This window comes from Shouchella patagoniensis, assembly GCF_002019705.1.
GTDB classification, from domain to species: Bacteria; Bacillota; Bacilli; order Bacillales; family Bacillaceae_D; genus Shouchella; species Shouchella patagoniensis.
Genome location: NZ_KV917377.1, coordinates 3,579,520 through 3,605,802, shown reverse-complemented (window position 1 = coordinate 3,605,802; position 26,283 = coordinate 3,579,520). Strand labels below are relative to the sequence as shown.

The 26,283-nt window shown below is 39.5% G+C and carries 27 protein-coding genes; 7 read left to right on the top strand and 20 right to left on the bottom strand.

The annotated features are described in order from the left end of the window. Positions 1–7 precede the first annotated feature (7 nt). The 18 genes from BK584_RS18660 to BK584_RS18590 all read right to left on the bottom strand — a co-directional run bounded on the left by BK584_RS18660 (position 8) and on the right by BK584_RS18590 (position 14,026). Positions 8–688 (bottom strand): aminoglycoside phosphotransferase family protein, encoded by a 681-nt coding sequence (locus BK584_RS18660; protein ID WP_245808908.1) that lies wholly within the window; start codon positions 686–688, stop codon positions 8–10. A 3-nt stretch (positions 689–691) separates the two neighbouring features. After that, positions 692–856, bottom strand: a complete 165-nt coding sequence (locus BK584_RS25130) for a hypothetical protein (protein ID WP_245808907.1) — start codon at positions 854–856, stop codon at positions 692–694. A 754-nt stretch (positions 857–1,610) separates the two neighbouring features. Continuing rightward, on the bottom strand, positions 1,611–1,787 hold the full coding sequence (locus BK584_RS24750) for a hypothetical protein (protein WP_169871380.1): 177 nt from the start codon (positions 1,785–1,787) through the stop codon (positions 1,611–1,613). 349 nt (positions 1,788–2,136) lie between these two features. Further along, positions 2,137–2,649, bottom strand: a complete 513-nt coding sequence (locus BK584_RS18655; RefSeq protein ID WP_078393980.1) for an alpha/beta hydrolase family protein — start codon at positions 2,647–2,649, stop codon at positions 2,137–2,139. A gap of 483 nt (positions 2,650–3,132) precedes the next feature. After that, on the bottom strand, positions 3,133–3,273 hold the full coding sequence (locus tag BK584_RS24745) for a hypothetical protein (RefSeq protein WP_169871378.1): 141 nt from the start codon (positions 3,271–3,273) through the stop codon (positions 3,133–3,135). Positions 3,274–3,286: 13 nt separating this feature from the next. Beyond that, complete coding sequence (locus BK584_RS18650) at positions 3,287–3,697, bottom strand: GNAT family N-acetyltransferase (RefSeq protein WP_078393979.1); 411 nt, start codon at positions 3,695–3,697, stop codon at positions 3,287–3,289. Next, positions 3,694–4,245 (bottom strand): HAD-IIIA family hydrolase, encoded by a 552-nt coding sequence (locus BK584_RS18645; protein WP_078393978.1) that lies wholly within the window; start codon positions 4,243–4,245, stop codon positions 3,694–3,696. Before BK584_RS18645 ends, BK584_RS18650 begins: the two co-directional genes overlap by 4 nt. Beyond that, positions 4,242–5,099 (bottom strand): M23 family metallopeptidase, encoded by an 858-nt coding sequence (locus tag BK584_RS18640; protein WP_078393977.1) that lies wholly within the window; start codon positions 5,097–5,099, stop codon positions 4,242–4,244. Before BK584_RS18640 ends, BK584_RS18645 begins: the two co-directional genes overlap by 4 nt. Positions 5,100–5,213: 114 nt before the next feature. Further along, positions 5,214–6,086 carry a carbohydrate ABC transporter permease gene (locus tag BK584_RS18635; RefSeq protein ID WP_078393976.1) on the bottom strand — a complete coding sequence of 291 codons (873 nt, stop codon included), beginning with the start codon at positions 6,084–6,086 and terminating at the stop codon, positions 5,214–5,216. A 13-nt stretch (positions 6,087–6,099) separates the two neighbouring features. After that, the gene (locus BK584_RS18630) at positions 6,100–6,996 is read right to left on the bottom strand and encodes a carbohydrate ABC transporter permease (protein WP_245808906.1); all 897 of its coding nucleotides are present in this window, start codon (positions 6,994–6,996) and stop codon (positions 6,100–6,102) included. Positions 6,997–7,018: 22 nt separating this feature from the next. After that, positions 7,019–8,278 (bottom strand): ABC transporter substrate-binding protein, encoded by a 1,260-nt coding sequence (locus BK584_RS18625; protein ID WP_078393975.1) that lies wholly within the window; start codon positions 8,276–8,278, stop codon positions 7,019–7,021. A gap of 364 nt (positions 8,279–8,642) precedes the next feature. Then, complete coding sequence (locus BK584_RS18620) at positions 8,643–9,431, bottom strand: ABC transporter ATP-binding protein (protein WP_078393974.1); 789 nt, start codon at positions 9,429–9,431, stop codon at positions 8,643–8,645. 154 nt (positions 9,432–9,585) lie between these two features. Beyond that, positions 9,586–10,434, bottom strand: a complete 849-nt coding sequence (locus tag BK584_RS18615; RefSeq protein WP_078393973.1) for an ABC transporter permease — start codon at positions 10,432–10,434, stop codon at positions 9,586–9,588. A 188-nt stretch (positions 10,435–10,622) separates the two neighbouring features. Continuing rightward, on the bottom strand, positions 10,623–11,240 hold the full coding sequence (locus BK584_RS18610) for an NUDIX hydrolase (protein ID WP_078393972.1): 618 nt from the start codon (positions 11,238–11,240) through the stop codon (positions 10,623–10,625). Positions 11,241–11,275: 35 nt separating this feature from the next. After that, on the bottom strand, positions 11,276–11,785 hold the full coding sequence (locus BK584_RS18605; RefSeq protein WP_078393971.1) for a GNAT family N-acetyltransferase: 510 nt from the start codon (positions 11,783–11,785) through the stop codon (positions 11,276–11,278). 202 nt (positions 11,786–11,987) lie between these two features. Further along, positions 11,988–12,437 carry a stage II sporulation protein P gene (locus BK584_RS18600; RefSeq protein WP_078393970.1) on the bottom strand — a complete coding sequence of 150 codons (450 nt, stop codon included), beginning with the start codon at positions 12,435–12,437 and terminating at the stop codon, positions 11,988–11,990. A 51-nt stretch (positions 12,438–12,488) separates the two neighbouring features. Beyond that, positions 12,489–13,739, bottom strand: a complete 1,251-nt coding sequence (locus BK584_RS18595; RefSeq protein WP_078393969.1) for an MFS transporter — start codon at positions 13,737–13,739, stop codon at positions 12,489–12,491. After that, positions 13,715–14,026 (bottom strand): hypothetical protein, encoded by a 312-nt coding sequence (locus BK584_RS18590; protein WP_078393968.1) that lies wholly within the window; start codon positions 14,024–14,026, stop codon positions 13,715–13,717. Before BK584_RS18590 ends, BK584_RS18595 begins: the two co-directional genes overlap by 25 nt. A gap of 285 nt (positions 14,027–14,311) precedes the next feature. On the opposite strand from BK584_RS18590, the gene BK584_RS24240 reads away from it, so the two are divergent. Then, positions 14,312–14,458, top strand: a complete 147-nt coding sequence (locus tag BK584_RS24240) for a lmo0937 family membrane protein (RefSeq protein WP_139365707.1) — start codon at positions 14,312–14,314, stop codon at positions 14,456–14,458. A 109-nt stretch (positions 14,459–14,567) separates the two neighbouring features. Here BK584_RS24240 and BK584_RS18585 read toward each other — a convergent pair whose 3' ends face one another. Further along, the gene (locus BK584_RS18585) at positions 14,568–15,545 is read right to left on the bottom strand and encodes a LacI family DNA-binding transcriptional regulator (RefSeq protein WP_078393967.1); all 978 of its coding nucleotides are present in this window, start codon (positions 15,543–15,545) and stop codon (positions 14,568–14,570) included. A 161-nt stretch (positions 15,546–15,706) separates the two neighbouring features. Between BK584_RS18585 and BK584_RS18580 the strand changes: the two genes are divergently transcribed. From BK584_RS18580 to BK584_RS24740, 6 genes are all read left to right on the top strand, one after another. After that, positions 15,707–16,720 (top strand): TRAP transporter substrate-binding protein, encoded by a 1,014-nt coding sequence (locus tag BK584_RS18580; protein ID WP_078393966.1) that lies wholly within the window; start codon positions 15,707–15,709, stop codon positions 16,718–16,720. Further along, positions 16,713–17,213, top strand: coding sequence for a TRAP transporter small permease (locus BK584_RS18575; RefSeq protein ID WP_078393965.1), 501 nt, complete (start codon positions 16,713–16,715; stop codon positions 17,211–17,213). The genes BK584_RS18580 and BK584_RS18575 overlap by 8 nt, the downstream gene beginning before the upstream one ends. A 28-nt stretch (positions 17,214–17,241) precedes the next feature. Continuing rightward, complete coding sequence (locus tag BK584_RS18570) at positions 17,242–18,540, top strand: TRAP transporter large permease (protein ID WP_078393964.1); 1,299 nt, start codon at positions 17,242–17,244, stop codon at positions 18,538–18,540. Positions 18,541–18,563: 23 nt separating this feature from the next. Next, positions 18,564–20,960, top strand: a complete 2,397-nt coding sequence (locus tag BK584_RS18565; protein ID WP_078393963.1) for a glycoside hydrolase family 31 protein — start codon at positions 18,564–18,566, stop codon at positions 20,958–20,960. Further along, the gene (uxaC, locus tag BK584_RS18560; protein WP_078393962.1) at positions 20,960–22,354 is read left to right on the top strand and encodes a glucuronate isomerase; all 1,395 of its coding nucleotides are present in this window, start codon (positions 20,960–20,962) and stop codon (positions 22,352–22,354) included. The genes BK584_RS18565 and uxaC overlap by 1 nt, the downstream gene beginning before the upstream one ends. Positions 22,355–22,975: 621 nt before the next feature. Then, entirely contained in the window at positions 22,976–23,146 is a 171-nt protein-coding gene (locus BK584_RS24740; RefSeq protein ID WP_169871376.1) for a hypothetical protein, read from the top strand. A gap of 40 nt (positions 23,147–23,186) precedes the next feature. Here BK584_RS24740 and BK584_RS18555 read toward each other — a convergent pair whose 3' ends face one another. Further along, a complete protein-coding gene (locus BK584_RS18555) occupies positions 23,187–26,231 on the bottom strand; it encodes an efflux RND transporter permease subunit (protein WP_078393961.1) in 3,045 nt (1,014 codons plus the stop codon). Positions 26,232–26,283: the final 52 nt, after the last annotated feature.

Genomic DNA, 26,283 nt, shown 5'->3' with positions numbered 1-26,283 from the left:
ATGATCGTTAATGACATCTAGTGAATAAGAAAACAAGGCTATACTGCTGTTCACTCATTCTCTTTCCCCAAACAATAGCAGAGACGACATGCATAGCACTATATAGCGCATATAACTGCCAAAATGACTCGCTAGGTTCCACGCCATTGTGGTAGCCATCAATTGCGCCTCTTGAAAATGGCACACTCATTCGAACAGCAAAAAAGCCGAGCTTCTGCAAATCGTGAATCGGATCGCCAAAATCCACTCTCTGAAAATCAATAAGTCCAGCAAACTGCTTTTGATCAATAATGATATTTGATGGATGGAAATCGTCGTGTTGAAACCTATTCGGTCGGTCGTGCAAAAGGAATTCATGTGTTTCTATGTAGCTTTTCAACAATTGTATTAACGAAACTTCAATTTCAATTTCCTCAAGCGCCTTCAGATAGCGATCGCTTTTTTTCTTTTTTGCTTCAGCCCATACAGGCCAAGTATTTGCCGCAGGAATTTGATGAAGTTTGCACAGCTCCTTCCCAGCCACAAAACCTGCCTCATACTGCTGTGTTGTTGTTAATGATTTAAGTGCTACTTCTCCATCTTCTCCTTGTGTATAAGAGAGAATCATATACGCTTTATCGAGTTCTTCCAACACACCAATTTCCAAAGCCTTTGGTACAAATGCAGAATAAGCAGAACAACTCTGCAACGTTTAAAATTCTATTTTTCTACGTTCTATCTCTTCCATCGGAAATATTCTAACAAGGTATTGCTCATCGATTACGTACTTTATATCATAAGAGAAGCCTTTGTTTAACTGGCGGATAGATTTCGCTCCTGCTGCATATGAAATTTCCTTTCTCAACCATTCTCCCATCATCTTTCCCCCAATAAATACTGATCACAGAGCTGCATCTCTTTATTTTCAACTTATCCAAGTTATCTTCCTTCTTATTGTCCTGCGTCCTTAAAGATAGCCCAGAAGTTAATACTCGCCGCGGATTTAAAAAGGAACGATTCACCCACACGTTTTTCGCCATACGTTTCTCTACCAAGCTGCCAAACGGGTTCCACTTACAACCCGGCTGGACATGATGATCCTAAAACAACTAAAATTTATACCACATCAAACCTCCAGGAAGTCGGCAATTAATTAGACGATTTGTATTACGAAGATGACTGATTTATAGAGAGACTAGTATAATAGAAAAAACTCGGTTACGAGGCATCAATCACTTATAGTAACGCTCCTCATCCGTAGGAATGTATCTCGGATTCATCAACCATTCAGGATGTGGTAAGCTGACAAATCAGTTTTCTTTCTGTATCTTGAATCAAGATTTCCCCTCATTTTATTAGAGTTTTAACCTTTGATATAAAATGCAAACTATGATATTCTTATGACATAGGGATAAACAAACACCGAACGGCGTTGGCTACGTCGTCAAAAGCGTCCTACACCGCTGAGATAGGGCGTTTTTTATTTGTCTTTTTATATGCTGGCATAATTTAAAATATATTGGATATACTATTAAAGATATTAACTTGAATCGGCCAGAGTCGTAGTAGGTAAAGCGATCCAATATCGGAAAATCCGCTGAGATTCCGATATCACTCTGACCGATCACGCTCTATTTAGAACCTGTTATGGAACTAAATAGATATTCAATAAACTTCTTTATCGACTCTTCTAACACAAGATAAAGAAGTCCACTCAAAGCTGCGGAAATGGCTAGTTTCCTGCGGCTTTTTTGTTTTACTTTCTGCCGTTCCATTCGCTGTTTACGTGTGGGTAAAGGAATAAACAAACACCTCCCTCCTTATTTAATAAGGAGAAAGGATCACAAGCCTACTACTTTATTAACTATATCGAAAATAACCACACTGTACCATCATTACGTTAATATTAATCCTATTCTCTAAGACTGATTACGTATCAAATCAATAGTTGTTATTTCATTCTTCATTCGAATTATCTTCATGTATTTTCCGCTCAACGAAGGTTCTAGTGGTACAACCTCCATTTTATCAAGTGCTTCAAGGATTCATTTATAAATCTCTTGTTTTAGATCTTCGCGTTCCTGCAGTGGCGTTTCATTTAAGCTATAAATAATACGCTGATCCATTTCAACCAAAATCTCTTCTAGAGCTTGTCTTTTATCCCGTCCTTTCGCCCCCAACCCATTGCTCCATAATTGGTTTCCATGAATCGGGTACGGAACTCGAGAAACTAAATAAATTCGAAACACCACAAATATCAATAACCGCTTTAAAGTAATCGGGGTGGCGTCCGTGAAGCAAGAGTGACATATACCCACCATAACTTGCTCCAAGGACAAACAGTTTCTCTCGATTCACCCATCCTTGATCGATTAAGTATTCCACACAAGCAATGACATCATAGCGGGGTCCATCACCCCAATCGCCTTCTACCATTTTTGTAAAAGATGACCCATACCTTGTAGAACCTCTGTAATTGGGGGACACGACTCGATATCCTTCAAAGGCAAAGATCTGTTGCCAAGAGGAAAATGTTAATAGATCTGCAGCTTGAGGACCTCCATGAGGCAAGAGAATAGTGTAACCATTGTCTTTGTCTTTTGCAGGTTCATAGTATAATGCTTCAATTTCAAGTCGATCCATCGATGGATACCGAATGAATTTCGACATAACCAAGTCATTTTCGTCAACCCCTGATACCTTATGGCCGTTAAATGTTCCCAACCATTTGCCGTTTGTCTATATATATTGTTTGGCTTTGTCGCTGTCCCACCAAGTAAATAAATGGTTCCAGTCGACGATAGTTGAAATTGTTCAATGATGGTAACAGGAAGGTCAATTGTTGTATATTCGTTGGTCTGAATATCATAGGTTTGCGATTAGTCCAGATGAGCAAACGATTGCTTTTGAAGTTAACTTTATCTCCTCTACACGTTCTTCCCTCACTCCTCCTTTTATTGGAATCTTTACGTACGTTTCTTCTACTTCAAGTTCTTTTAATTAATTTTTTATTTTTTCATGATTAAAATCTCAGGTTACTTGAGTAAGGATGATACGGTCGTCTTGCAGATTGACACGTTTGATTAGCTCCAATTGCACTCGAGGCAGATCATCAAAAAACAGATTCTCATCAATCGCAATAATGTTTTCTTTTTATCCTTCTGCCAAGACTTCCTCACTTGAGTTATACATCTTTACTTGTGATGGAAGTCCTTTAAAATCAAAACACTTAATCATCTTATGAGCTTTCCAAACCGCTTCGCTTTCTCCTACTAATGCTATTTTAACCTCCACTCTCGTTTCACCTCTAACTCTGTTTCCCTACTTGTTTATCATAATTTCTTTTAACCATACCATTTGTACGTTGCATACCAAATGATTCGTAGTAGCCAACAACGTCATCATCGCAACACACATCAATCATATAAATATCATCAAGTTGTTTTAACATTTGTTTAACCAACTCTTTTCCTATCCCTCTTCCTTTATATGCCGGCACTACTTCCAGAAAAGGAATATAAGCTGAAAGCACACCATCGCTAATCGCGGTAATAAAACCTACGACATTATGACTTGAATCGTCTCTTGCGATAACAACATAACTGCTCTGCTTGAGTAAAATCAAGTGCGTGTCTTGGCTTGGAGGATTTGGCCAACCGTCAAAAAATCCAGATAATTGATCAGCTGTTACGTCTTTCACTGTTGTTTGATAGTTCAAAGTGCATTCCCCATACCATTGTTGTATTTTATTATCCATTTTACTGCTTCTAATAAATTCAAAGCAATATAATCTGGTTCTGTATCTTTCCATGTATGCCGAAACTTCCCTAAAGACTTTTCTCCCCAGCCTGTTCGTACTAAGATTTTATATGCTCCCACCTTATCAGCAGCTAACATATCTGTTGCACCGACCTCCCCAATAACAGCTGTTTTTGTTAAAACCAGTTGATGCACTGTCGCTGCTTTCTCTAATAGTCCTGTTCTCGGTTTATGGCAATTGCAGCCTGCAGCCGAACTATGGGGACAAACAAACGCATCATCCAATCCAAAAAGGTTAAATTCTTGTTCAAAATCTTGTAAGGTTGCTTCGCCTTTACTAATGCGATGTTGGTTCGAAAGAGCAAATGATCTGAGCTGGTTCTCTTCTAACATCCGAATTGCTTTAATACTATAGGGATAGGGCTGGAATTTCCGTGGGTGAATAAAGTGCCCTGTCCCGCCAATCGTTCCATCGCGATCGATAAACACGGCTTCAATTTGCCTCATAGAAACCCTCTTACCGTATCTCCACGCACTGGCTCATTGTCTAGTTTTATTCGTAATGAAACCATGTTTTTAATGTCAGGTCCATTACTTACTTGATAATGGATATGCGGTTCTGTGGAGTGCCCAGAATTTCCGCATTGCCCAAGCAAATCTCCGGCTTTCACATGATCACCGATCGATACTAAAAGGCTCTTCCTCTTAAAGTGTGCAAGCAAACTATACTCCTCATGCGTATGTTTGATAATGACGTAGTTCCCAAGCGGATGAACTTCATTTATTTCCAGGGTTGGAGTATTATCCTTCACTTCATTTTCAAGTGAAATAACGATTCCATCTAATGGTGCGACTACTTCTTTTCCGAATGCGTAGTAGTTTTCATTTTGGTCTGGACTACCGTCATAACTAAAACCATCTCTCATCATGACCAAGTCATAAGCGTATCGCTGACTTTCATAAGGGTAATGGTAGTTTACCAGTTCATTCACCCCACCCCAAAAAGTCATCCACTCTTCTTTTATGGGCATTTTGTATCGATTGCGTGTATATGCTTTATCGGTTTTAGGATAAGATGCAATTGGTATAAATTGCAGTCCTCCTATTGTTCCGTCACTAGAAAAATACGCCCTAATGCCTCGATCTGTAACATCCGCCAACCATTGGCATTCCGTGTACTCTTTTATCTTTATTGTTGAAATGCGTGTGAATGATGTGACTCCCTCAAGAAAATCTTCACATAACTGAATGAACTTTGCTTCATTAATCATTTCCTGAAAATCCTCACTTGTTTGTTGATAAACACTTCGATACTCTCCATCTAGTAAGGTAGTTGATAAGTGACTCTGCTTCTTTAGCATGTTTGTTCCTCCTATTTCGTGTATCCGTACTCTTTTATTCGAATGAAAGTTCAAAAAGTTTCACCTAATAATAGACAAAAGAGCCAGCAGTTATATTAACTGTTGGCTCTCGTTTTATCCTTTTACAGCTCCTATTGCCACACTTCCCATAATCCGCTTAGAGAAGATTGAAAATACAATGATAATTGGTAGGACGGACATCGCAACTCCTAAATACATTAAACCGTAATCTGTATCATAGTATCCTTGAATCATTGCTACCATTACAGGCAAAGGATACTTTTCCTCTGAAAACAAAAGGACGAGGGGGCTAATAAAGTTATTCCAAGCACCTATAAATGTAAAGATGCCAATTGCGGCTAAAGCAGGTACAATCATGGGCAAAATAATGCGATGGAAAATCTTTAATTCACCAGCCCCATCAATTCGAGCTGATTCTAATACATCATCTGGTACGCTACCATCAAGAAATTGTTTAATAAAGAAAACAGCAAATGTGTTTGCTGCTGCAGGGAGAATGATTGCAGCATGTGAATCAAGTAACCCAATCATTCCAAGCCAACGGTAACTCCCAATTAAAGCCAATTGTGCTGGAATCATCATCGTCGCTAACATAAACAAAAACAGAACTGTATTATACTTGAATTTAAACTTAGAGAATCCATAAGCAGTCATACCGCCAAAATAGAGCGTCAGAGCAGTAGAACCACCAGCGATAATAAAACTATTCATAAACCCTCTAAAAATATTCACATTCTCAACCATTCGAGATAAATTTTCCAATAAATGATTACCGGGAAGGAATAAGAATGTGGAAGTAATATCTGCATTTGTATGCGTTGAGTACATAATCATCAAATAGAATGGAAACAAACAGATTGCCGCAAGCAATCCTAAAACAAGATATAGGGAGGCTTGCGCTCTTTTTTTCTTTCTATGTTCTATCGACACGTTTCCTTTATTAACTGAAACTGTTTGCTTATTCATCTCATCGCCCCCCTCATGATATTTTGCTTCGATTCCTTGAAACAAGATATGACACAATGGATAAAGTAACAATGACAAGGAACAGACAGAAAGCAATTGTGGCACCATAACCAAATCTTCCTTGTTCAAATGCTGTACGGTACAAGTACATAACACTTGTTAATGTCGCATGGTCGGGGGCGCCAGATCCAGCGGTCAACATATAAGGTTGATCAAAGATTTGCACTCCACCGATTAACGATGTTATTACTTGAAAAAGAATGATGGGCTTTAGAAGTGGCACCGTAATCTTAAAGAAAATCTGTACTCTGCTAGCACCATCTACCCTTGCAGCCTCAGCATATTCAGGCGATATTCCTTGCAATCCAGCTATATAAATTAACATTGAGTACCCGAAGTATTGAAAAAAGAGAATAGCAGATACAAGCATTTGCATAAATAGTGCATTGTTCTTCCAATCAAACGGATTATCAACAATGCCGATAGACATTAATAATTGATTCACACTACCCGTTTGCCAATCAAACATTAGACTAACGAGCAAACCAAGTGAAGCAGCCGTTACAATATTTGGAAAAAAGTAAACAGCTCGGAAAAAGTCTTTTCCTTTTAGAAATTTATTCGTAAGAATAACCGCAAGCACCAGGCTTATCGTAAGTTGTGGAACGACCGATACAATCCAGATAAAAAATGTATTGAATAATGATTGTAGAAACAAAGGATCTATCACTGCGCGGGCATAGTTAGCCAATCCAATAAATTCAGGATCATTTAACCCGTCCCAGTTCGTTAAGCTTAAATAAAAGGAATAGAGAATAGGGTAAAGCCCAAATAATAAAAAGACGATAAAAAATGGAGCGATAAAGAAATAACCACTGTTCCCTTTGTTGATTCGTTTCGCGAACATCATATACCCCCTCCTTCATTACGCTTTATTCGACAGTCAATTCAGGAAAATATATTTTTACATCTCGTTTAAATCTCTCCCAAAATGCATCTTTTGAGCTGAAATTGCCACGTGCATAGGAACCTAACAATTCATTAAAAATGCTATTAATATCGCCATCAAAGGATGTACGAACCACTGCATTCACTTTCTCTGATTCTTCATTAAAGAATTCGAAGAAATTTTGGCCAGCTAGAAAATCACTCGTAATCTCATCCGCTACACCTTCGTTAGCAACACGATTACTCGTATAATACTGTTCTTCAACAGCCAGCCCTTCTAGAAAGTCAACATCAAAACCGTAGTATTTTACAAAATCCCAAGCCAGCTCTTTGTTCTCGCTTCCAGAGTAAACAGAATAAAACGTTCCACCTCCACTAAACGCTGATGGACCACTTGCAAGCCCCCACTGACCCGTCGTATCAGGGGCGTTTGATTGCAATACAAATTTTAAATACCAAGAAGGTCCTGGATAAAAAAGAATGCTCCCTTGCTGCATTGAAGACGACCAACCTGGCGACCAATCTTCCAACATGGCAAGTGAATTGGTTTCAATTGCTTGATCAACTAAGTCCAGAGCATCGTGTTTTGCTTGATCAATTACCAACTCGTTATCCACGACCCATGGCTCCTTAACAATTGCATCTTGCACTTGCCCAATTGAATTCCAATTGGGCAGCATCCTTACCTCCCCTCCACTTTCCTCATAAATTTTTTCACCAATTGAAAAAACGTCGTCCCATGTTTCAATCATCGCACTCACTTCTTTAGGATCATCTGTACCTAGATATTCTTCTGCTAAGTCTCTACGGAAATAAAAGCCACCAGTCGTTCCTTGATAGGCAACAGTACGTACATCCCCTTCAAAATCTTTTTCAATTCCTTGGATATAATCATAATGGTCTTCCACCAACTCATCTGCGTAATAAGGAGCACCAGTTAACGACTCTAGCGAGGGATGATCAATAAATTTCCGAACATACTCAGCCTCTAAAGCAAATACGTCGGGTGCCCGAATTCCAGTTGATAAAGCTGATCTCAGCTTTGTTTCATATTGACTTGATGGAATATACTGAAAATTAACTTTCACATTAGGATTTTCTTCTAAAAAAGCTTCAACTGCATATTCGCCCTCATCCGTAAAACTCCAAATTGTGATTTCATCTTTTGGATCTTCGTTGCTACACCCAACAAATAACGACAAGCTCAATGCCCCCACTAAAGCACAAACTGCACCTTTTTTCATTAGTATACCTCCAATCAAATTTTGTTTGTTTATATTATAAACTAAGTATCCAAAAAAATAATTCAATTTCAGGAGCGCCCCACCAAAAAGGAAGCGCTTTCAATTTGAATTATCCTTACCTTTCCCAAACTTGTCAAGACCTTTTTTTACAACTATATATATTTATTTCATTCATTACTTGATTTAATTAGTAAACGAAGAAGTGATGTTAATCTAATAGATCATCTAATATGTAGACGATGGCTAATCCTCCTCTAAAACGGGGATTAACCATCAACCAAGGCGAGGATACCATAAATCCTATGCCCATTCATTCATACTCTTTTTTCTTCTATTCTCTTAATCGTCTTTTTGAAGACAATGCTTAATCATGTAATGCTCCAGACACCTTTCCTACCAGTTGGCTAAATTCTGGTCTCGAACGGAATGACTCATCACGATCGTAAGCAGGCACGCTGAGCATATCTGTAATTCTACCTGGTCTAGCGCTCATCACAGCTATTTTTGTTGATAAGAATACAGCCTCAAATACATTATGGGTTATAAACAAGACAGTCATATTCGTTTTTCTCCATATGTTCAACAACTCATAGTGGAGATTTTGCCTTGTCATCTCATCCAGTGCTCCAAAAGGCTCATCCATTAACAACAGTTTAGGTTTCGCAATTAATGACCGAGCAATGGATACACGCATTTTCATCCCCCCCGAAAGATGACGTGGAAGCGATTCACCTTGACCATTAAGACCCACTAGTTCAAGCACATCGTTTGCCTGCTTTAAGCGCTCTTCCTTTGCTACTCCTTTAAGTTCAAGTGGCAAAGCAACATTGTCCGCTACGCTACGCCACGGTAAAAGTGTAGCGCTTTGAAACACAAAACCAATCTCTGAACGGTTTATCGCTTCTTTTCCCATCGTTATTTTCCCAGATGTCGGTTCACTTAACCCAGCAATAATTTTAAAAATAGTAGATTTCCCGCAACCTGATGGTCCAACAAATGAGGTAAATTCGCCTTCATAAATGTCTAGGTTCATATTGGATAAAGCGATCGTATCATTTCCATACGTTTTGTTCACATTCGCAATCGATAAGATCGGCTCTAAACTCTTCGTTGTTTGCAAAGCGGAACGATCTTGGATTTCTTTTACGCTCATTAACGATTGCCTCCTTTTCTTTTTCTACGACCATATTGTATAAGCGATTGCAAAATGTATTATTTTCACTCCGACTTTTAGGCATACTGAAAAACATTCGACGCCAATTTAGCCAACACATATTCGATTCCATCACAGAACCTACTTCAATTCATTACTCTTTCTTCATTTCTGAATCATGCCAAGATCCAAGTAATTTCTTTGAGAGGGCATTAACAACTAAGAAAAAGACGATTCCTAACATAGCTGCCGAAAGTCCAAGCGCAAATAAATATGGTGTCTGAATTCTTGAAGCTGCTACCGTAATTGAATAGCCTAGTCCTCCAGCTCCACCACCAACACCAGCGATATATTCTCCGACAATGGCGCCAACGACTGCAAGCGTACAAGAAATTTTCATTCCAGCAATCACAAACGGTAGCGCTGCTGGAAAACGAAGTTTCCACATCAATTGCCATTTAGAAGCATGATAAAGAGTGAACAAGTCTTGCATATTTCTGTCTGTTGCGTTTAAGCCAATTAAAGTGTTGGATAGCATTGGAAAAAAGCCAATTAAAAAAGCGATAACAACAATGGCGCTCATTCCCGAACCTAACCAAATGACAATGATTGGTGCCACAGCTACTACGGGTATCGTCTGTAAGATCACTGCATACGGATAAAAACTGCGTTCAACCCATTCTGAACTAGCCATCATAACCGCCAGTCCAATACCAATAATAACGCTTAGCAAAAAACCAGTTACACTAGAGACGATTGTGGTCATTAAAGCACTAGAAAGGTTTGACCAGTTGGTAATTGCTGCTTGTACAATGTCACTTGGCTTTGGCATTATATATGGGGGTGTTCCAGCCAATAGCACAATTAATTCCCACAGTCCGACCACTATCACAAGCGCTACAATTGGAGGCAGGACCTGTTTTATTGTTTTTTCTTTTACAACGGTTGACCATTTACTCGTCTTCTTTGGATGTTCCAAAGGGATTGGACGATTTGTCACCATCACCACTCCTGTTCTTCGTAGTAAAATCCATTTAGCATGATAGATTTTTATACGTATAAGCCTACTAGAATCGTTTGATTTTTTGGTTATTTTCGACAAGTTTTCTGACAAACTATTTGGAGTGTTAACCTCTAAACTTTAAATGACAAAATAAAACAGGCGACTAGAATCGTTAGCCGCCTGTTTCGTTAATCAAAAATAGATTGCTTTAATGGATCATCATAAAAAGCAAACATCTTTTTAATTTGTTCTTCTGTATTTCTACCAACTGAAAGGTTTGGTAATTCATCTCTCGCAAAAAAATCAACTTGATCGGTTTCAATACCCAAGCTCTTTACTCCACCTATTCGTTCACATTGAATAAAAATTTTATAATAATGATAGGGTTGAGGCGTATGAGGATGTTTATTCATATCCAGTAAAGCCAAAAACTTCACGGCTTTCGTTTCGTATCCTGATTCCTCTCTTATTTCTTTCAAAATGTTTTCTGCTGCGGATAAACCGACATCACAAAATCCACCAGGGAGCGACCAACGGCTCTCTGACCTTTCTCGAACAAGTAAAATTCGATTCTCTTTAAACACGACACCGCGTACATCCACTTTTGGCGTTTGATAACCTTCTTCTTTTGCAAACAATGCTTCAATTTTTTCTCTCTCCAAACTAGAATAATGTTCAAGCACTTCTGCACTGATACCTCTTAGTTCTTCATATCGCTCAATGTCAAACGTATCTTTTGAAAATGCGATTCCAGACTGGGCAATTGCTTGCATTCTTCTTGCCCAACTTAGCCATTGCTGTTCCATTTAAAAGGCCCCAATCCCCTCGTAGTTCACGTATTTTACCACTCTTCTGCTAAGACGCCATAAGCATATTCATCCCACCACAGCTCACCATGTGGGATACATTTCTTAAACAACCCTTCTCTCCTCATCCCAACTTTTTCCATCACTTTCCATGAAGGTATATTTTCTGGTTGACATGTTGCGACAATCCTATGTAACTTCATTTCTTCAAATCCATAGTTCATTACTGCTTTAGCTGCTTCAGTTGTATACCCTTTATTTTGGTATTTTGGATTAAGGACCCAGCCAATCTCATATGTATGAGTGCCAAAGTAACTAAAAAACTCAAGATGACCAATTAGCTGATTTTCTTCTATTAATACAATCGCATACTTTTTTGCATTGTGCTCCGAATGCTGGCCTACTAGTTTTTTAACCTCTGTTTCGTTTAGCACTCCATTTGGCATATACGCCATCACTTCAGGTATTGATACGTAATCGTAAACAGCTAACCAATCTTGTTTGTCAAATGGTCGAATGTGTAACCGCTTAGTCATCAACTCCATTGTTTAACCTCCTGCCTTAACAATCGCACAATCAATCGGAATGTTCAAACTATATAACTTCCATTCCTTTTTTTATTATGTTCAGGCTTATGAATTTAAGCATTTACATTTTAATTAAACCACTTTAAATCTATTCAAGTTTACTTATACCAATTACGTAAGCAAAAGAGTGCTAACGAATTAAGTTAGCACTCTTTTGCATTTACTCATTTTGAATCTCTCTTACTATTTCTTTAATAAGTGCAAATGTCTTATCTACTTCTTCTTTCGTGTTCTCTACTCCCCCAATATGCATAAACAGCGAGGGAGTCCGATTAATCAGCTGTGAAGAATCACTTGATACAATTCCTCTGCTTAATCCAGGAAATGTTTTCTCAAGTGTTTCATGTAGCTTATACGCAAAACGTAATTGTTCTGCGGCATTTTCTGCTGCTGAATCTACATGAATGAATACTCTAGCAACTTCTTTTCCTTGGGTCGCTAAAGTAGAGTAAGAGCGTGAGACATCATCTTCCGCTAACTTATATTCAATATTTAGCTGCGTGTATTCAACGGCTTGTCCAATTGATTCTATAGGGATTTCTACTTCCTGTGTTTGTTCGTTTATAAAAAAAGAAGAAGTAATTAAACTAATTAATAACCACTTGTGCATAGACTGCCCCCTTAGTCATGTTTCTACTATTCTATGCACGTAGAGGACAAGTTATGATTCTTTTTTTCTATCAACTATGAAGACAATTGGAACAAGTAAAAGAGCTAATACACCACCAGTTAAAGATAGTACCGCATAACTTGAACCTGCTGCCACCATTCCTGACATTGCCCCACCAGATGCGCCAGCGAGTGCAATAAACACATCTGTTGTGCCTTGTGTTTTCGCTCTCGTGGATGCATTAGTAGAATCAATAATAAGTGCTGTTCCACTTATTAAACCAAGATTCCAACCAAGACCAAGTAACGCAAGTGCAATAATCATAAATACCATCGAATCTCCAGGTGCCAGTGCCCCTACAACTCCAGCTAATAATAAAGTGACCCCAGCAGCAAAAACGATTGCCTTTCTACCAAATTGATCAGCTAATATGCCTGTAAAGAGCGATGGCAGATACATTGCACCAACATGAATACCAATGACAAGGCCAATTGCATTTATGCTATGCCCGTGATGTTCCATATGCACAGGTGTCAATGTCATAATTGCTACCATAACTAGTTGGGTTGTAACCATTACAGCCACACCAATAGCTACTCCTTTTGAACGTTTTTTTGTCTCCGATTGTAGTACCTCTTCTATACGTGGCTGAATAGCTTCCCATTCTTTAACAATCAAAAGCGGATCAGGCTTTAGGAAGAAAAAGAGAATTATTGCTGCTGCGATAAATGCTCCTCCAGCTAAAATAAATGGCCCCGCTAGTGCTGGTACACCAATTGATAAAGCGAACTGTCCCATAACTCCAACTAAATTAGGTCCTGCCACGGCTCCTAATGTTGTCGCAACCATCGCAACACTAACAGCTGTTGCTCGTTGCTTATCCGTAGCCAAATCAGTTCCTGCATAACGCGCCTGTAAATTTGTGGCTGTCCCTGCTCCATAAACAAACAATGACATCAGTAAGAGAGTGATACTACTTATAAGTGCTGCGAACACAACGCCCACAGCTCCTAAACCACCGGCCATAAAGCCCGTAACGAGTCCACGTCTTCGACCAAGCCTTTGTGTTAACCTACCAATTGCAAAAGCAGCTAAGGCTGAGCCTAGCGTAAATAATGCTGTAGGTAATCCTGCATAAGCATCGGTTCCTAGCATATCCCTAGCAAGTAATGCACCAACCGTAATTCCTGCCGCAAGTCCTGCACCACCAAATATTTGCGCTATGCACACAACGATTAAGGTTCGTTTGTACAGGTTCTTTCGTTGCTTTTCACTAACTACCTCCGCAATGTCTTTATCCAATTCTCTACCCCTTCTTTTTTAATAGGAGCAATTATCTCCTTTTCTTTCTCTATTCGCCTTCTTGTTACGTTTGAACCGACTATCCCTACCGCTAATACAATAAATGACTCCAACGTATACGTATGAAAGAACTGAAGTAAAGGATAGTCGATTGCAATACCTAAGAACCTTCCTATGACAAAAACAAACCCTAAGGCAAGCATTAAATCAAAAAGCACGCTTATTTTTTTTAGCATCACAAAAACGTCCTTTATAAAATTTTTTGGCTTCTCGTTTTCAATTGCCACCCTAATTACTCCTTGTATTATGAGGAATCACTTCCTCCTATCCTTCCCATACTTTTAGTTTAAATCGGGAAATCTCTCATTACAATCGATTCTTCTATAGCCTATATCTCTATAAGCGTTCCATTCAAGACAAGTTGAGTACCGTAAATATACATAAAGGAATGACACATTAAACAACTCTTCGTTCCCTTTCATTTATTTGATTATGTTTACGCCTGCACCATGAAGGGAACAGACTATTGCTATAATAAATAAAAACAGACCCTATATAAGGAGGAACTCAAAATGCTTTGGACGATAATCGGTATTTTAATTGCACTATGGTTGGTTGGACTAATATTAGATATTGCTGGCGGGCTTATTTACATTTTACTCGTCATTGCACTAGTCGTATTTGTCATTAAACTTATCACGGGTAGAAGAGGTGCTTAGCTTTAACCAAGGACAAACAAACCAACTCTGCTCCCATAAGCTCGGAGCAGAGTTGGTTTGTTATTTGCTAGGGTTCACTTACTCTATAAATGTGAGATTATAGACAGATTCAATTTCTTATTTTTACCGATTTTCTCTTAACAAGAACTGGGCTAAGTTTTCGATTTTCAACATTCTCCTCGCCTTTCTCAATTAAATCAATTAACATCTCTACTAATGCACAAGCAAGCGCGTCTATAGGAACACCTACACTCGTAACTGGTACTTCTGTTTCTTTTAACTGAGGTATGTTGTCATAGGAAATAACCGATACGTCATTTGGAATGCTTAATTGATGTCTTTTTAAAGCACGTAACGTGCCAATCGTAAGATCATAACTTGAACAAATGATCGCCTCTGGAGTACCTTCACTATCTAAAAACTGTGTAACTGCATGCTCTGCATCTCCCGCGTTTAACCCTCCAGTATTGACGATCTTTGAACCAAAGCCTCGCTCCTTCATCGCTTGCTCAAACCCAGCTTGCTTCGCCTGCTGTCGTCTTCCAATACCGTTATGAATACCTACATAAACAATCTCCCTATGCCCCTTCTCCACTAATTCATTGACAGCAAGTTCCATAGCTAGTTCATGCTGCACCCCTAAGGTAGGAAACTGGTTAATACCTGGCACTCCATACGATAATAATGGAATACCTAAATTGTTTGGAAGTTCATCTTGAGCAATGTCTTCTTCAAATAGTAAAATACCGTCAATTCTCATTCTTGAAAATAACTCAACTGCTTCCAGCGCATCGTTTATTGATAAGATCATTGAACGACCATTTTTGCTAATTTGTTTATTTACATGAGTGACTAATTCTGATAACGCAGCCCGCTCAATTGTTGGCCAAACCAAACCAATCGTGTTGCTCCTACGAGTGACCAAGTGTTTAGCAGAAAAGTTTGGCGTATAGCCAAGTTCCTTTGCTTTTTCTACAATCACCCGTTTTGTTCCTGTTTTCACAAGTGGGCTATCGTTTAATGCTTTGGAAACAGTCGAATAACTGACGTTTGCCGCTTTAGCGATATCTTTAATCGTAACCGTCATGCATATTCTCTCCTTAGCTTTGGATCGACTTATAAAAAATACTTGATTTAATTAGTTTAATCGATATAATAATGAATAACAACGTTGTTATTCACAAATGCAAACGGTTTCTTTTTTCTTTATAAATAACAACGTTGTTATTTATTGAGGAGGTATCCATCATGCGTCGCAAAGCACCTTTATTTGTAAGCGTTTCCCTTATTTTCGTTGTCGGATGTTCCACTCCAACTGAATTATCAACAGACACTACTGTGTTACGGCTTGCTCACAATATGAATGAAAGTCACCCAATACACCAATCCTTAGTACATTTCTCTGAGTTAGCAGAAGAGAAAAGCAATGGTTCAATTACATTTCAGGTCTTTCCTAATGGTCAACTCGGTTCAGAACGAGAAGCAATTGAATTAACTCAAACCGGGGCTGTTGATGCTACAAAAGTAAGCGCTACCGCGTTAGAAAGCTTTTCTCCAGTATACGCCTTGTTTAGCACTCCTTATTTATTTAATGGCGCTGAACATTATTATGAGGTAATGGAAAGTGATATTGCGACGGATATTTATGACCTAACTGCCACTAACGGGTTTTTTGGATTAACATACTATGATGCTGGTATACGAAACATGTACACCATTGGTACACCAATCCTAACACCTGAAGATTTAAGCGGAATGAAGATTCGTGTGCAGCCAAGTGAGACCGCAATTGAAATGACACGATTAATGGGCGGAGCACCTACGCCAATGGCTTTCGGGGAAGTCTATACGGCTTTACAACAAGGCGTCATTGATGGCACTGAAAACAATGAGACTTCATTGACATCGAATAACCACGGTGAGGTTGCAAAAGAGTATTCGTATACAGAACATTCAATTGTTCCTGACTTGCTTATATTTAGCCAAAGTCGTTGGGAAAGCTTTTCTGAAGAAGAGCAACAACTGCTCACCGAAGCAGCAATTGCATCAAGTGAATATCATAAGGAGCTATGGGCAAACGAAACCGCACAAGCGATTGAGCAAGCAGAAGAAATGGGCGTAACATTCCATTCAGATGTTGATTTAGAAGCATTTCGTGAGCTCGTAGAGCCTATGCATGAAGAAGTAAGGCAAGATCCTGATCTATCTCCTTTTTATAATCGAATTCAAGAAATGAATGAGGAGGTACAGACCAATGATTGATAAAACCAATCACGTTTTAGGAAAAATAATTATTTTCCTCTCATCGACAATGCTTGGTCTCATGGTTCTTGTTGCTATTTGGCAAGTTATTAGTCGCTATGTATTGAATGCACCAAGTACATTTTCTGAAGAATTTTTACGTTACTCACTTATCTGGGTCACAATGATTGGCGGAGCGTACGCTTTTCATTTAAAGAAACATATCGCAATTGAGATGATGTTGAACCGTTTCTCTGATCGTGTTCAAAAAAGAATGCGGCAGTTTGTCCAATTATTCTTAATCGCTTTCGCCCTTGTTGTGATGGTTTATGGGGGCATTCAGCTTGTCTCATTAACACTTTCTCAACAAACCGTATCACTTGGTATACCAATGGGGTATGTGTACCTATCTCTGCCAATCTCTGGATTGTTAATTACCTGGTTTAGTATGACTGAATTACTTATCGGAAAAGCAGGAGCAGAATCTGAACATGATCAAACGCTCGACTTATAAATGACTACATAGATAAAGGACTGATGATATGCCTCTCCTTGCTGGAATTAGTTTAATTGTTGTTTTTCTTGGCTTGTTGTTTTTTGGTGTCCCCATTGCAATAAGTGTTGCAGGTGCATCAATTGTTACCATGTTTTTAATCGCCCCTTTTGATGTTGCTATTTTCACCTCTGCACAGAAGATGGTAACCGGGATTGATAGTTTTACATTGTTAGCTATTCCCTTTTTCTTATTGACCGGAATTATTATGAACCAAGGAGGTATTGCCTTACGTCTTGTGAATGTTGCAAAACTATTTGTTGGTAGGTTGCCGGGCTCTCTCGCCCATACAAACATTGTCGGGAATATGTTATTCGGTTCCATCGCTGGTTCTTCGGTCGCATCTGCCGCCGCCATAGGAAAAGTCATGCATCCACTCCAAGAAAAAGAAGGATACGACAGAAAATTCTCTGCTGCTGTCAATATTGCCTCTGCACCAACAGGACTGATCATTCCACCCACTGGTTTGCTTATCATCTACTCACTTGTTAGTGGAGGCACGTCAGTAGCCGCTCTTTTTTTAGCCGGTTATTTACCAGGCCTCCTTTGGGGTATCGCCACAATGATAGTCGCTTTTTTCATTGCGAAAAAGAAAGGCTATACCGCCTCTCTTACAACTCGAGTTGAATCCCCACTCAAAGTAATTTGGGAAGCAGTTCCAAGCTTATTTTTAGTTTTTATCATTATTGGTGGTATTATTGGCGGTTTCTTTACTGCTACAGAAGCATCAGCAATTGCAATCGTTTACGCCTTATTGCTTTCCTTTATTTACCGTAGTCTAAAGGTTCGCCAACTTCCTGGTATTTTTAGAGAAGCAGTTGAATTGACTGTAGTTATCATGTTTTTAATTGGTACATCAGCAATGCTATCTCTTGTTATGTCATTCACCGGTATTCCTAGTGCGATTAGTACAAGCATTTTAGCACTAACAGATAACCCTATTCTAATCCTTTTGCTTATTAATCTCATATTGTTATTAATTGGTATCGTTATGGATGTGACGCCAGCCATTTTAATTTTCACCCCTATCTTTCTACCAGTTGTTATGGAATTTGGTATGGATCCTGTTCACTTTGGTATCATTTTAATCGTCAATCTATGTATCGGCAATATTACTCCCCCTGGAGGTAGTGCTTTATTTGTTGGAAGTACCGTTGGAAAAGTAAAAATTGAAGAAATCATTCGTCCGCTTATCCCTTTCTATGCCGCGGTAGTAATCGTATTAATGATTATTACGCTGTTCCCTTTCTTTAGTACATGGCTTCCAACGTTAGCAGGATTAATGTAAACCAAAAGGAGATTTCTATCATTATGAATATACAAACACACAATCAATTTAAACTAAACGAACAGAACGGTCCGCGCTTAAGCTTTTTTGATTCAACATCTTCTACTACAGCACACTTATTTATTTTAGAAGAAAAGGTCATTCGAGTATTATTTGAACAAAAAGATGGCCTTGAAGTTGCGAACACATGGAGCATTGCACCTGGACTTGACGATGTTCCTTATACTGGAAGAGACCGCATGAGCGTTGCTAACTTTAGCTGCCCTTCTTATGCCTTTACAGAACTAGATAACACTTACGAACTTAGTACAAACTATTTAAAAGCTGTCATTCAAAAAGAAGGATTTCGCATCACTTGGTATCGCCAAGAAAATAGCGAGTGGGTTTGGTTTGCTGAAGATCGCCAAACACAGGCCTATAACTTCAATGGTGAACTTGGGGAAGGCGTGAAACACTACTTAAAAAGAGAGATCCATGAATCGTATTACGGTCTCGGAGAAAGAACAGGGGCTTTGAACCGTCACCACGGTCGTTACAGTAGCGTAACGATTGATGCAATGGGCTATGACGCTGAGCATTCTGATCCATTGTACAAGCATATTCCTTTTTATGTGACAAGAAACCCTAATACTACTTTTTCTTATGGTCTCTTCTATGACAATCTCGCACCTGGCTATTTTGATTTAGGTCGAGAACTTGATAACTACCATGGTCTATATCGTTATTTTGAAGCAGAGGCTGGAGACCTTGATTACTATATGATTGCGGGACCTACCATGCGAAATGTTGTTCAAACATACACGTGGATGACCGGAAACACAGCGATGCCACCTAAATGGAGTATTGGCTACTCTGGTTCTACAATGAGTTATACAGACTCTGACAATGCGCAAGAACAGTTATATGAGTTTATTAATCAATGTGAAAGAAACGATATTCTATGTGACTCATTTCAACTTTCCTCTGGTTATACATCAATTGGGGATGGACGCTATGTATTCCATTGGAACAAGGATAAGTTCCCTGATGCAAAAAAACTTACCAACGATTTTAAACAAAAAGGGCTACGCTTTGCTGCAAATATAAAACCGGCCTTACTTGAAAGCCATCCTCAATATGCTGACTTGGAACAGAAGAACTATTTCATTCAAAATAACAAAGGCGAGGTGGAGACTGCTCAATTTTGGGATGGTGGTGGAGCATACATAGACTTCACAAATGAGGAAGCTTATGGTTGGTGGAAAGACCAAGTAAAAAAACAGCTCCTTGATTATGGAATTGCTTCCACTTGGAACGATAACAACGAGTTCGAAATTTGGAGCAGAGACGCGAAAGTGAATGGTTTTGGATCAGCCCTATCTTTTCAAACAATCCGTGCCCTCCATCCATTATTAATGATGAAAGCATCATTTGAAGCACAAATGGAGCATTCAAAAGATGAGCGCCCATTTTTAATTTCTCGCTCTGGCGCACCTGGTATGCACCGCTATGTTCAAACATGGTCTGGAGATAACCGAACGGAGTGGAAAACAATTCGGTTCAATAATAAGACAGGCTTAAGTCTGAGCTTATCAGGCATTTATAGCTTCGGTCATGATGTTGGTGGTTTTGCTGGTCCTAAGCCAGATGAAGAACTTTTTATCCGTTGGGTACAAAATGGCATCTTCCACCCTCGTTTTACCATTCATTCATGGAATGAAGATGAAACCGTAAATGAACCATGGATGTATCCAAATGCAACACCTGCCATTCGAGAGTTAATCAAACTGCGCTCGAAGTTATTGCCTTATTGGTATTCAGCATTCTACAAGGCTCGCTCTATTCATGAGCCAATTTTAAAGCCTACTTTTTTCGATTTCGAGAATGACCAAAAAACGTGGGAAGAAAATGATGATTTTCTTGTTGGTGACGCATTCCTCGTTGCTTCTGTCGTTGAACCAGGTGTGGCTAAAAGACAAGTCTACGCACCGAAACACGAAAGTGGATGGTTCGATTTTTATACAGGGAATCACATAGAAGGCGGGACAACAACTACTCTTCCAGCACCTTATGATCAAACGCCACTTCTTGTAAAAGCAGGTTCAATCATCCCTGTAAACGAAGCGGAACGTAGTTTCTTAACTAAAGATCAAGACCTTCGTGGATTCTTGCTATTCCCTGGGCGAAAAGCTGGACTCCTATCAAGCTATACGCTTTATGAGGATGACGGTGAGAGTTCAAATTGGCAAAATAAACACGCACTCGTTTCCTTAAAAATGGAGACGACAGAAGACACCATCTATGTCACAACTGAAATCAAAGAGCAAGGGTTTTCACTTCCATACAATAAAGCTACATTTAGAATCATCCCAAATGATTCTCGCCGCTTACTAGTGAACGGCAAAGAAGTGAGTTCAAACAACTTAGGGAGAATGATTTAATGACACTGATAACCGAACATTTTATGCTCCAAAATGAATCCGCTAAACGTCTATATCATGAGTATGTGAAAGATATGCCGATTTACGACTTCCATTGCCACTTGGACCCAAAAGACATAGCCGAAGACACAAAGTACACAACCATTACAGAACTATGGCTTGCGGGTGATCATTATAAGTGGCGGGCAATGCGTGCATGCGGAGTCTCTGAACGACTTATCACAGGTGATTCCACAGATAAAGAAAAATTCTTCGCGTGGGCCGCAACAGTGCCGAAGTTGCTTGGGAATCCTCTATATCACTGGACACATTTAGAGCTGGACTACTATTTTGGTATAAAAACTCTTCTTAACGAAGAGACTGCAGAAGAAATTTGGACAAATACGAACCGCCAATTACAAGAAGGGGCACTAACCGTTCGCTCCCTCATCACTACTTCAAACGTAAATACAATCTTCACTACAGATGAGGTGACAAGTACACTCGATTACCATAAATTGATTCACGATGATGTCAACGTAAAAGTGGACGTGTTGCCTACTTTTCGTCCGGATAAAGCACTACAATCAGAAAACCCGGGTTTTCAACATTTCTTAACCAAGTTAGAATCGATCACAAATACTACAATTAACACGTATGAATCATTCTTACACGCACTTGACCAGCGAATAAACGATTTTCATAAACAAGGCTGCCGGGCGAGCGATCATGGTCTTGGAACTTTTTCATATCACTCAATTCGCGTAGAAGAAGCTGCCAACATTTTTAAACGGATCTTAGCCGGTGAAATTGTATCCGCTAACGAGCACGACCTTCTGCGTTCAGCAACATTGCTATTTCTTGCGAAACGCTATCATGCACATGGTTGGGCCATGCAACTGCATATTGGTCCGTTAAGAAACAATAATCATGCTGCCTACAAACAAATTGGTCCAGATAGCGGATTTGATTCTATTCATGATAGCAATTACGCTGTTGGATTAAATCGCTTCTTCAATGAATTAGAACAAACGAATGAGCTCCCAAAAACGATTTGTTACAATCTCGATTGGACAAAAAACGAAATGATTGCAAGTGCGTTAGGAAACTTTCAAAAAGAAGGTATGCCAGGAAAAATGCAACTCGGATCTGGTTGGTGGTTTAATGACACAAAGGATGGTATGCGCAGACAACTCGCAAGCCTTGCCAACATTGGTGTGCTTAGTCAATTTGTCGGTATGCTAACGGATTCAAGAAGCTTCCTCTCTTTCACACGGCATGACTACTTCCGCCGGATACTTTGCCAACTATTAGGGGAATGGATCGAAGACGGAGAAATCCCTGCCGATTATGACCTTGTTGGGCGTATGGCTCAAGATATTTCCTATACGAATGCAGAGAGGTATTTTCAATAAAAACGTTAAAAAGCGAGCCTAAGTAGCTCGCTTTTTTATTCTAACTCGTTTATTATCATTTGATTTTACAACGACAGTTACTTCACCGCTGTCAGCTAGAGATCATGCTGACCTATAAACATTTTCACTTCTATCGCCTCCTCTATTCCAAGACAAACGCATCTCCCGGCTCAAATGCTATTGTTGTATAGCGTTTTTCACCGATTTGAACAAAATAATAAGCTCGACCTCTTCCATGGACAAACACTTTTCTATTATCTATGACTTCAAGACAAATCTCCTCATAAATATGCATTTTGTTTATTTATACTCATCTAATTGCAAAAAGCTTTTTTACAAAATTGTATTGATGTTTAACGAATTTCTCATCTTGATTAACAAACCTCACAGACTAGTAGATAGCTATTAATTATGAATGGCTGATGGAAGTCCAGTTACCTTTGACAGGTGCTTAACCAGCATTAATTTGGTTGAATTTTCCATATCAATAACTAGTTTCATTTCAATTCAAATAGGGTATACTTATTAGTTCGTTATTCCCCTATCAATTCAAGTTATAATGTGACACAATAGAAGGACAGTGCATAATTAGGCTGAATTGAAATTAGGAGGAACCCCTACATGTACAAATTAGTACGCATCATCGGCGGGGTGACAGAAACCCTAAAGGACACGAACAGCCAACAAGTTAAAACCTTTCCTGATTCTGTTGCCGCGCAATCTTTGGCAAACAAACTAAATACCCATTTACTACAAAATAGTTCGTATTGGACAGTAGAATTTTTTATATAAAGAAAAGCCTTGAGCCACCAAATGGCAGCTCAAGGCTTTTTTATGATATCTTTCCTTCTTTCCATCTTACTCTCACTAAGTACAGAGCTGGCACAACAAAAAGAGTCAAGATCGCTGAAAATAACGCTCCAGAAACAATTGTAATACCAAGTGGCTTAAAGAGTGTACTATTTCCAAGTGCTATCGGCAGTAAACCAGCAATGGTTGTTAATGACGTTAGAACAATTGGACGGAATCGCTGTTCAGCCGCTAAAAGAACGGCATCCTTAGGACTAAGCCCCGCTTTTCGTCGTTGCTCAATGAATTCAATCAACACAATTCCGTTCCGGACAACAATACCTGCAAGACTCACTCCACCCATTAGTGACATAAATCCAAGACCTGTTTGCGTGATAAACAAACCAATCATTGCCCCAGAGAAAGCAAGATACACCGCACTCAATATAATAAAGGGAATCGTAATGGAATAGAACTGGATAACCATGACGATTAAAATTAAAAAGACTACGAGAATAAAGATTTGCCCAATTTGGATAAACACATCGGTTCGTTCCGATGTTTCTCCACCAATTACAATCGAGTGTTCTCCATCTTCAAGAGCAAACAATTCATCTTCTACTTCCGCAACAATGTCGTCAGCAGACTGCCCCTCTGCAGGAAATGCTCGAATCGTAATTGTCCGTTCCCCGTTCTGATGAGGAATTCGCGGTTGTATTTCTGCTTCATTTATTGAGACAAGATCAGCGAGAGCAACCGCTTGTTGTGTATTACCAGTAACCGTTACTTGCTCAAGCAAATCGATTTCATTTCCTTCATAAGCAATACGCCAGTCAATTAATTCGCCGTCAACATCAAACGTGCCTAACGGAATTCCCTCACCTACCGCGGCTAGGGCCCCGGCAACGTCACTGCTTGCTAAACCGTTCTCTTCCATTGTACTTCTATTTAATTCAAGTAAGTAGGAATCAACAGGTGTTCCTACATCGTCATCAACATTTACAACTCCACTTGCATTTGCGAGGATGTCTTGTGCCTCTGCACTTTTTTCCATTAATTCCGAGATAGAGGGCCCAGTCATTTCAATTGCGATTGGTGCTCCGACTGGGGGCCCGGATTCTATAATAGAAACCTCATAGGATTCGAGATTCTCAAATGTTTCCGGAAGCGTCTCGCTCCATTCGTCCATCGCTGCTCGTGCTTCAACTTGCTCTTTATCTATAAACACGAGGAAATTGGCCATATTTTCACTTTCCTCGCCCCCACCCTCATAATTGAATAGTCGAGGGATAGATGTTCCGGTGTATGTGGATACGGATTGCACAAAATCATGTTCAGCAATCCAAGCAGCCATTTCTTTAGACTGCTCTTCGGTTTGTTCTAGTGGTGTCCCATCTGCTAGCGTCGTTTCAATAAATACTTCTTCCCGGTCCGAATCTGGAAAGAATTCAATTGGAATCCAAGGGATAAGTGCATAAGCTGCCGTTCCAATAAGCAGTCCACCAAAGCCCACATAAAATGGGTGTTTTACAACATTAGGCATCCATTTCTGACTATAAGTTTGACCTGCTTTCGAAAGAAATGGACCTAGAATTCCAGCCGGTCGCTCATTTTTCGCCGATGGTTTACGTTTTTCTTTCCACACTCGGTAAATCGGGATCGCGATTAGCCCAACTAATGTGGAGGCCATAATTGCACTTATTACAACAACAGGTAAAGGACGAATAAATTCTCCCGCTCCACCAGGAAGGAACAAAATCGGAAAAAACGTAAAGACGACGATGATCGTTGATGTAATAACGGAAACAAGCACTTCCCGAGTTCCTTTTCTTGCAGCTTCTTTTGGTGCTTTCCCTTCGCGTAATTGTCGTTCAATATTATCATTAACAACAATTGCATCATCAACAAGAATCGCTAATACAAGAATGTAGGCAATTAATGATATCTGATTTAAATCAACATTAAAGAAAGGAAGCGCGATTGAACCAATGCTGAGCGATATTGGCACAGCAAACGCTACACTCAGAGCTGTACCAATCCGAAGTCCTAATGAACAAACAATTAACACGGCTAGTATAGCAAACGCAAAGGAGAGCGCAAGATCAACAAACAATTCTGAAACGAGCTCCGACTGTGTATACAAAAGCTCCATTTCAGCACCTTCAGGCAAGTCACCTTCAAGCTGTTCGACAAAGCGATCTAACTCATTTTGCGCTGCCGGAACGCTACTTCCAGAGCGCAGTGTAAATGTAAGTGACAATGCTTGTTCTCCATCGTAATATACTTGTTCTTCTCTCTGCTTATAGGTTTCTTCCATTGTGCCAACATCAGATAAACGAATAATCTCTCCTTGTTCATCCACACCAACCGGCAGCTGGTTATATAATTCCACAGATGAATATGTATCAAGGTTAACAGGGTACGTCCCACGCTCATCTTGCCATGCTCCAATTGGAGCGGTGTCATTTTCTCCATCAAGAATCCCCATCACTTGTCCAAAAGAGATCTCTGCATCCTCCATCGCTTCTGGATCAAGCATGACGGAAATTTCTTTCTCCAACACCCCTTGTACATCTAAACCGATAATATCGTTTAAACCAGAAATATCACTCGCATACGTTTCAATTGTCTGCTGAAGTTCTTCAATACTGACGTTATTATCGTACGTAATTTGATACGTAGCAAGTCCCTGATCTCCAAGGTCTGTATCAAGCTCTGGTTCACGTGCATCATCTGGAAATGCCGTGGCAACTTGATTTATGCTTTGACTAATGTCATTCCAAACATTCTCGACATTCCCGACACTTTCGTCGAGTTCAACCGTCACAAGAGAAATACTCGGTGCAGATACGGATTGATATTGTTCAATCTCATCAAATTGACTAAGCACTTCTTCGATCTGATTGGTCACTTGCTGCTCCACAGCTTCAGAGGTCGCGCCAGGGAAGGCGGTCGTAATCTGACCAATCGGTGGTGAGAATTCTGGTATTTCTCGTTGCGGCATTTGCAGAAAGCTAATTGCTCCAATTGCTGTCAACATAACAAAAAATAAAATCACTAATTTAGGCCGATTTATAATCCAATTCATGAATTCCCTCTTTTCTATTTCACAATCACATACTTATACCCGTAAAGCTTCT

Coding starts and splice junctions, on each gene's coding strand:
- BK584_RS24240 (WP_139365707.1), top strand. CDS start 14,312: ATGCTTTGGACGATAATCGGTATTTTAATTGCACTATGGTTGGTTGGA.
- BK584_RS18605 (WP_078393971.1), bottom strand. CDS start 11,785: ATGGAGTTGATGACTAAGCGGTTACACATTCGACCATTTGACAAACAA.
- BK584_RS18600 (WP_078393970.1), bottom strand. CDS start 12,437: ATGCACAAGTGGTTATTAATTAGTTTAATTACTTCTTCTTTTTTTATA.
- BK584_RS18610 (WP_078393972.1), bottom strand. CDS start 11,240: ATGGAACAGCAATGGCTAAGTTGGGCAAGAAGAATGCAAGCAATTGCC.
- BK584_RS18630 (WP_245808906.1), bottom strand. CDS start 6,996: ATGATGTTCGCGAAACGAATCAACAAAGGGAACAGTGGTTATTTCTTT.
- BK584_RS24740 (WP_169871376.1), top strand. CDS start 22,976: ATGTACAAATTAGTACGCATCATCGGCGGGGTGACAGAAACCCTAAAG.
- BK584_RS18565 (WP_078393963.1), top strand. CDS start 18,564: ATGAATATACAAACACACAATCAATTTAAACTAAACGAACAGAACGGT.
- BK584_RS25130 (WP_245808907.1), bottom strand. CDS start 856: ATGGGAGAATGGTTGAGAAAGGAAATTTCATATGCAGCAGGAGCGAAA.
- BK584_RS18645 (WP_078393978.1), bottom strand. CDS start 4,245: ATGAGGCAAATTGAAGCCGTGTTTATCGATCGCGATGGAACGATTGGC.
- BK584_RS18580 (WP_078393966.1), top strand. CDS start 15,707: ATGCGTCGCAAAGCACCTTTATTTGTAAGCGTTTCCCTTATTTTCGTT.
- BK584_RS18555 (WP_078393961.1), bottom strand. CDS start 26,231: ATGAATTGGATTATAAATCGGCCTAAATTAGTGATTTTATTTTTTGTT.
- BK584_RS18635 (WP_078393976.1), bottom strand. CDS start 6,086: ATGAATAAGCAAACAGTTTCAGTTAATAAAGGAAACGTGTCGATAGAA.
- BK584_RS18615 (WP_078393973.1), bottom strand. CDS start 10,434: ATGGTGACAAATCGTCCAATCCCTTTGGAACATCCAAAGAAGACGAGT.
- BK584_RS18620 (WP_078393974.1), bottom strand. CDS start 9,431: ATGAGCGTAAAAGAAATCCAAGATCGTTCCGCTTTGCAAACAACGAAG.
- uxaC (WP_078393962.1), top strand. CDS start 20,960: ATGACACTGATAACCGAACATTTTATGCTCCAAAATGAATCCGCTAAA.
- BK584_RS18585 (WP_078393967.1), bottom strand. CDS start 15,545: ATGACGGTTACGATTAAAGATATCGCTAAAGCGGCAAACGTCAGTTAT.
- BK584_RS18655 (WP_078393980.1), bottom strand. CDS start 2,649: ATGTCGAAATTCATTCGGTATCCATCGATGGATCGACTTGAAATTGAA.
- BK584_RS18640 (WP_078393977.1), bottom strand. CDS start 5,099: ATGCTAAAGAAGCAGAGTCACTTATCAACTACCTTACTAGATGGAGAG.
- BK584_RS18570 (WP_078393964.1), top strand. CDS start 17,242: ATGCCTCTCCTTGCTGGAATTAGTTTAATTGTTGTTTTTCTTGGCTTG.
- BK584_RS18575 (WP_078393965.1), top strand. CDS start 16,713: ATGATTGATAAAACCAATCACGTTTTAGGAAAAATAATTATTTTCCTC.
- BK584_RS18625 (WP_078393975.1), bottom strand. CDS start 8,278: ATGAAAAAAGGTGCAGTTTGTGCTTTAGTGGGGGCATTGAGCTTGTCG.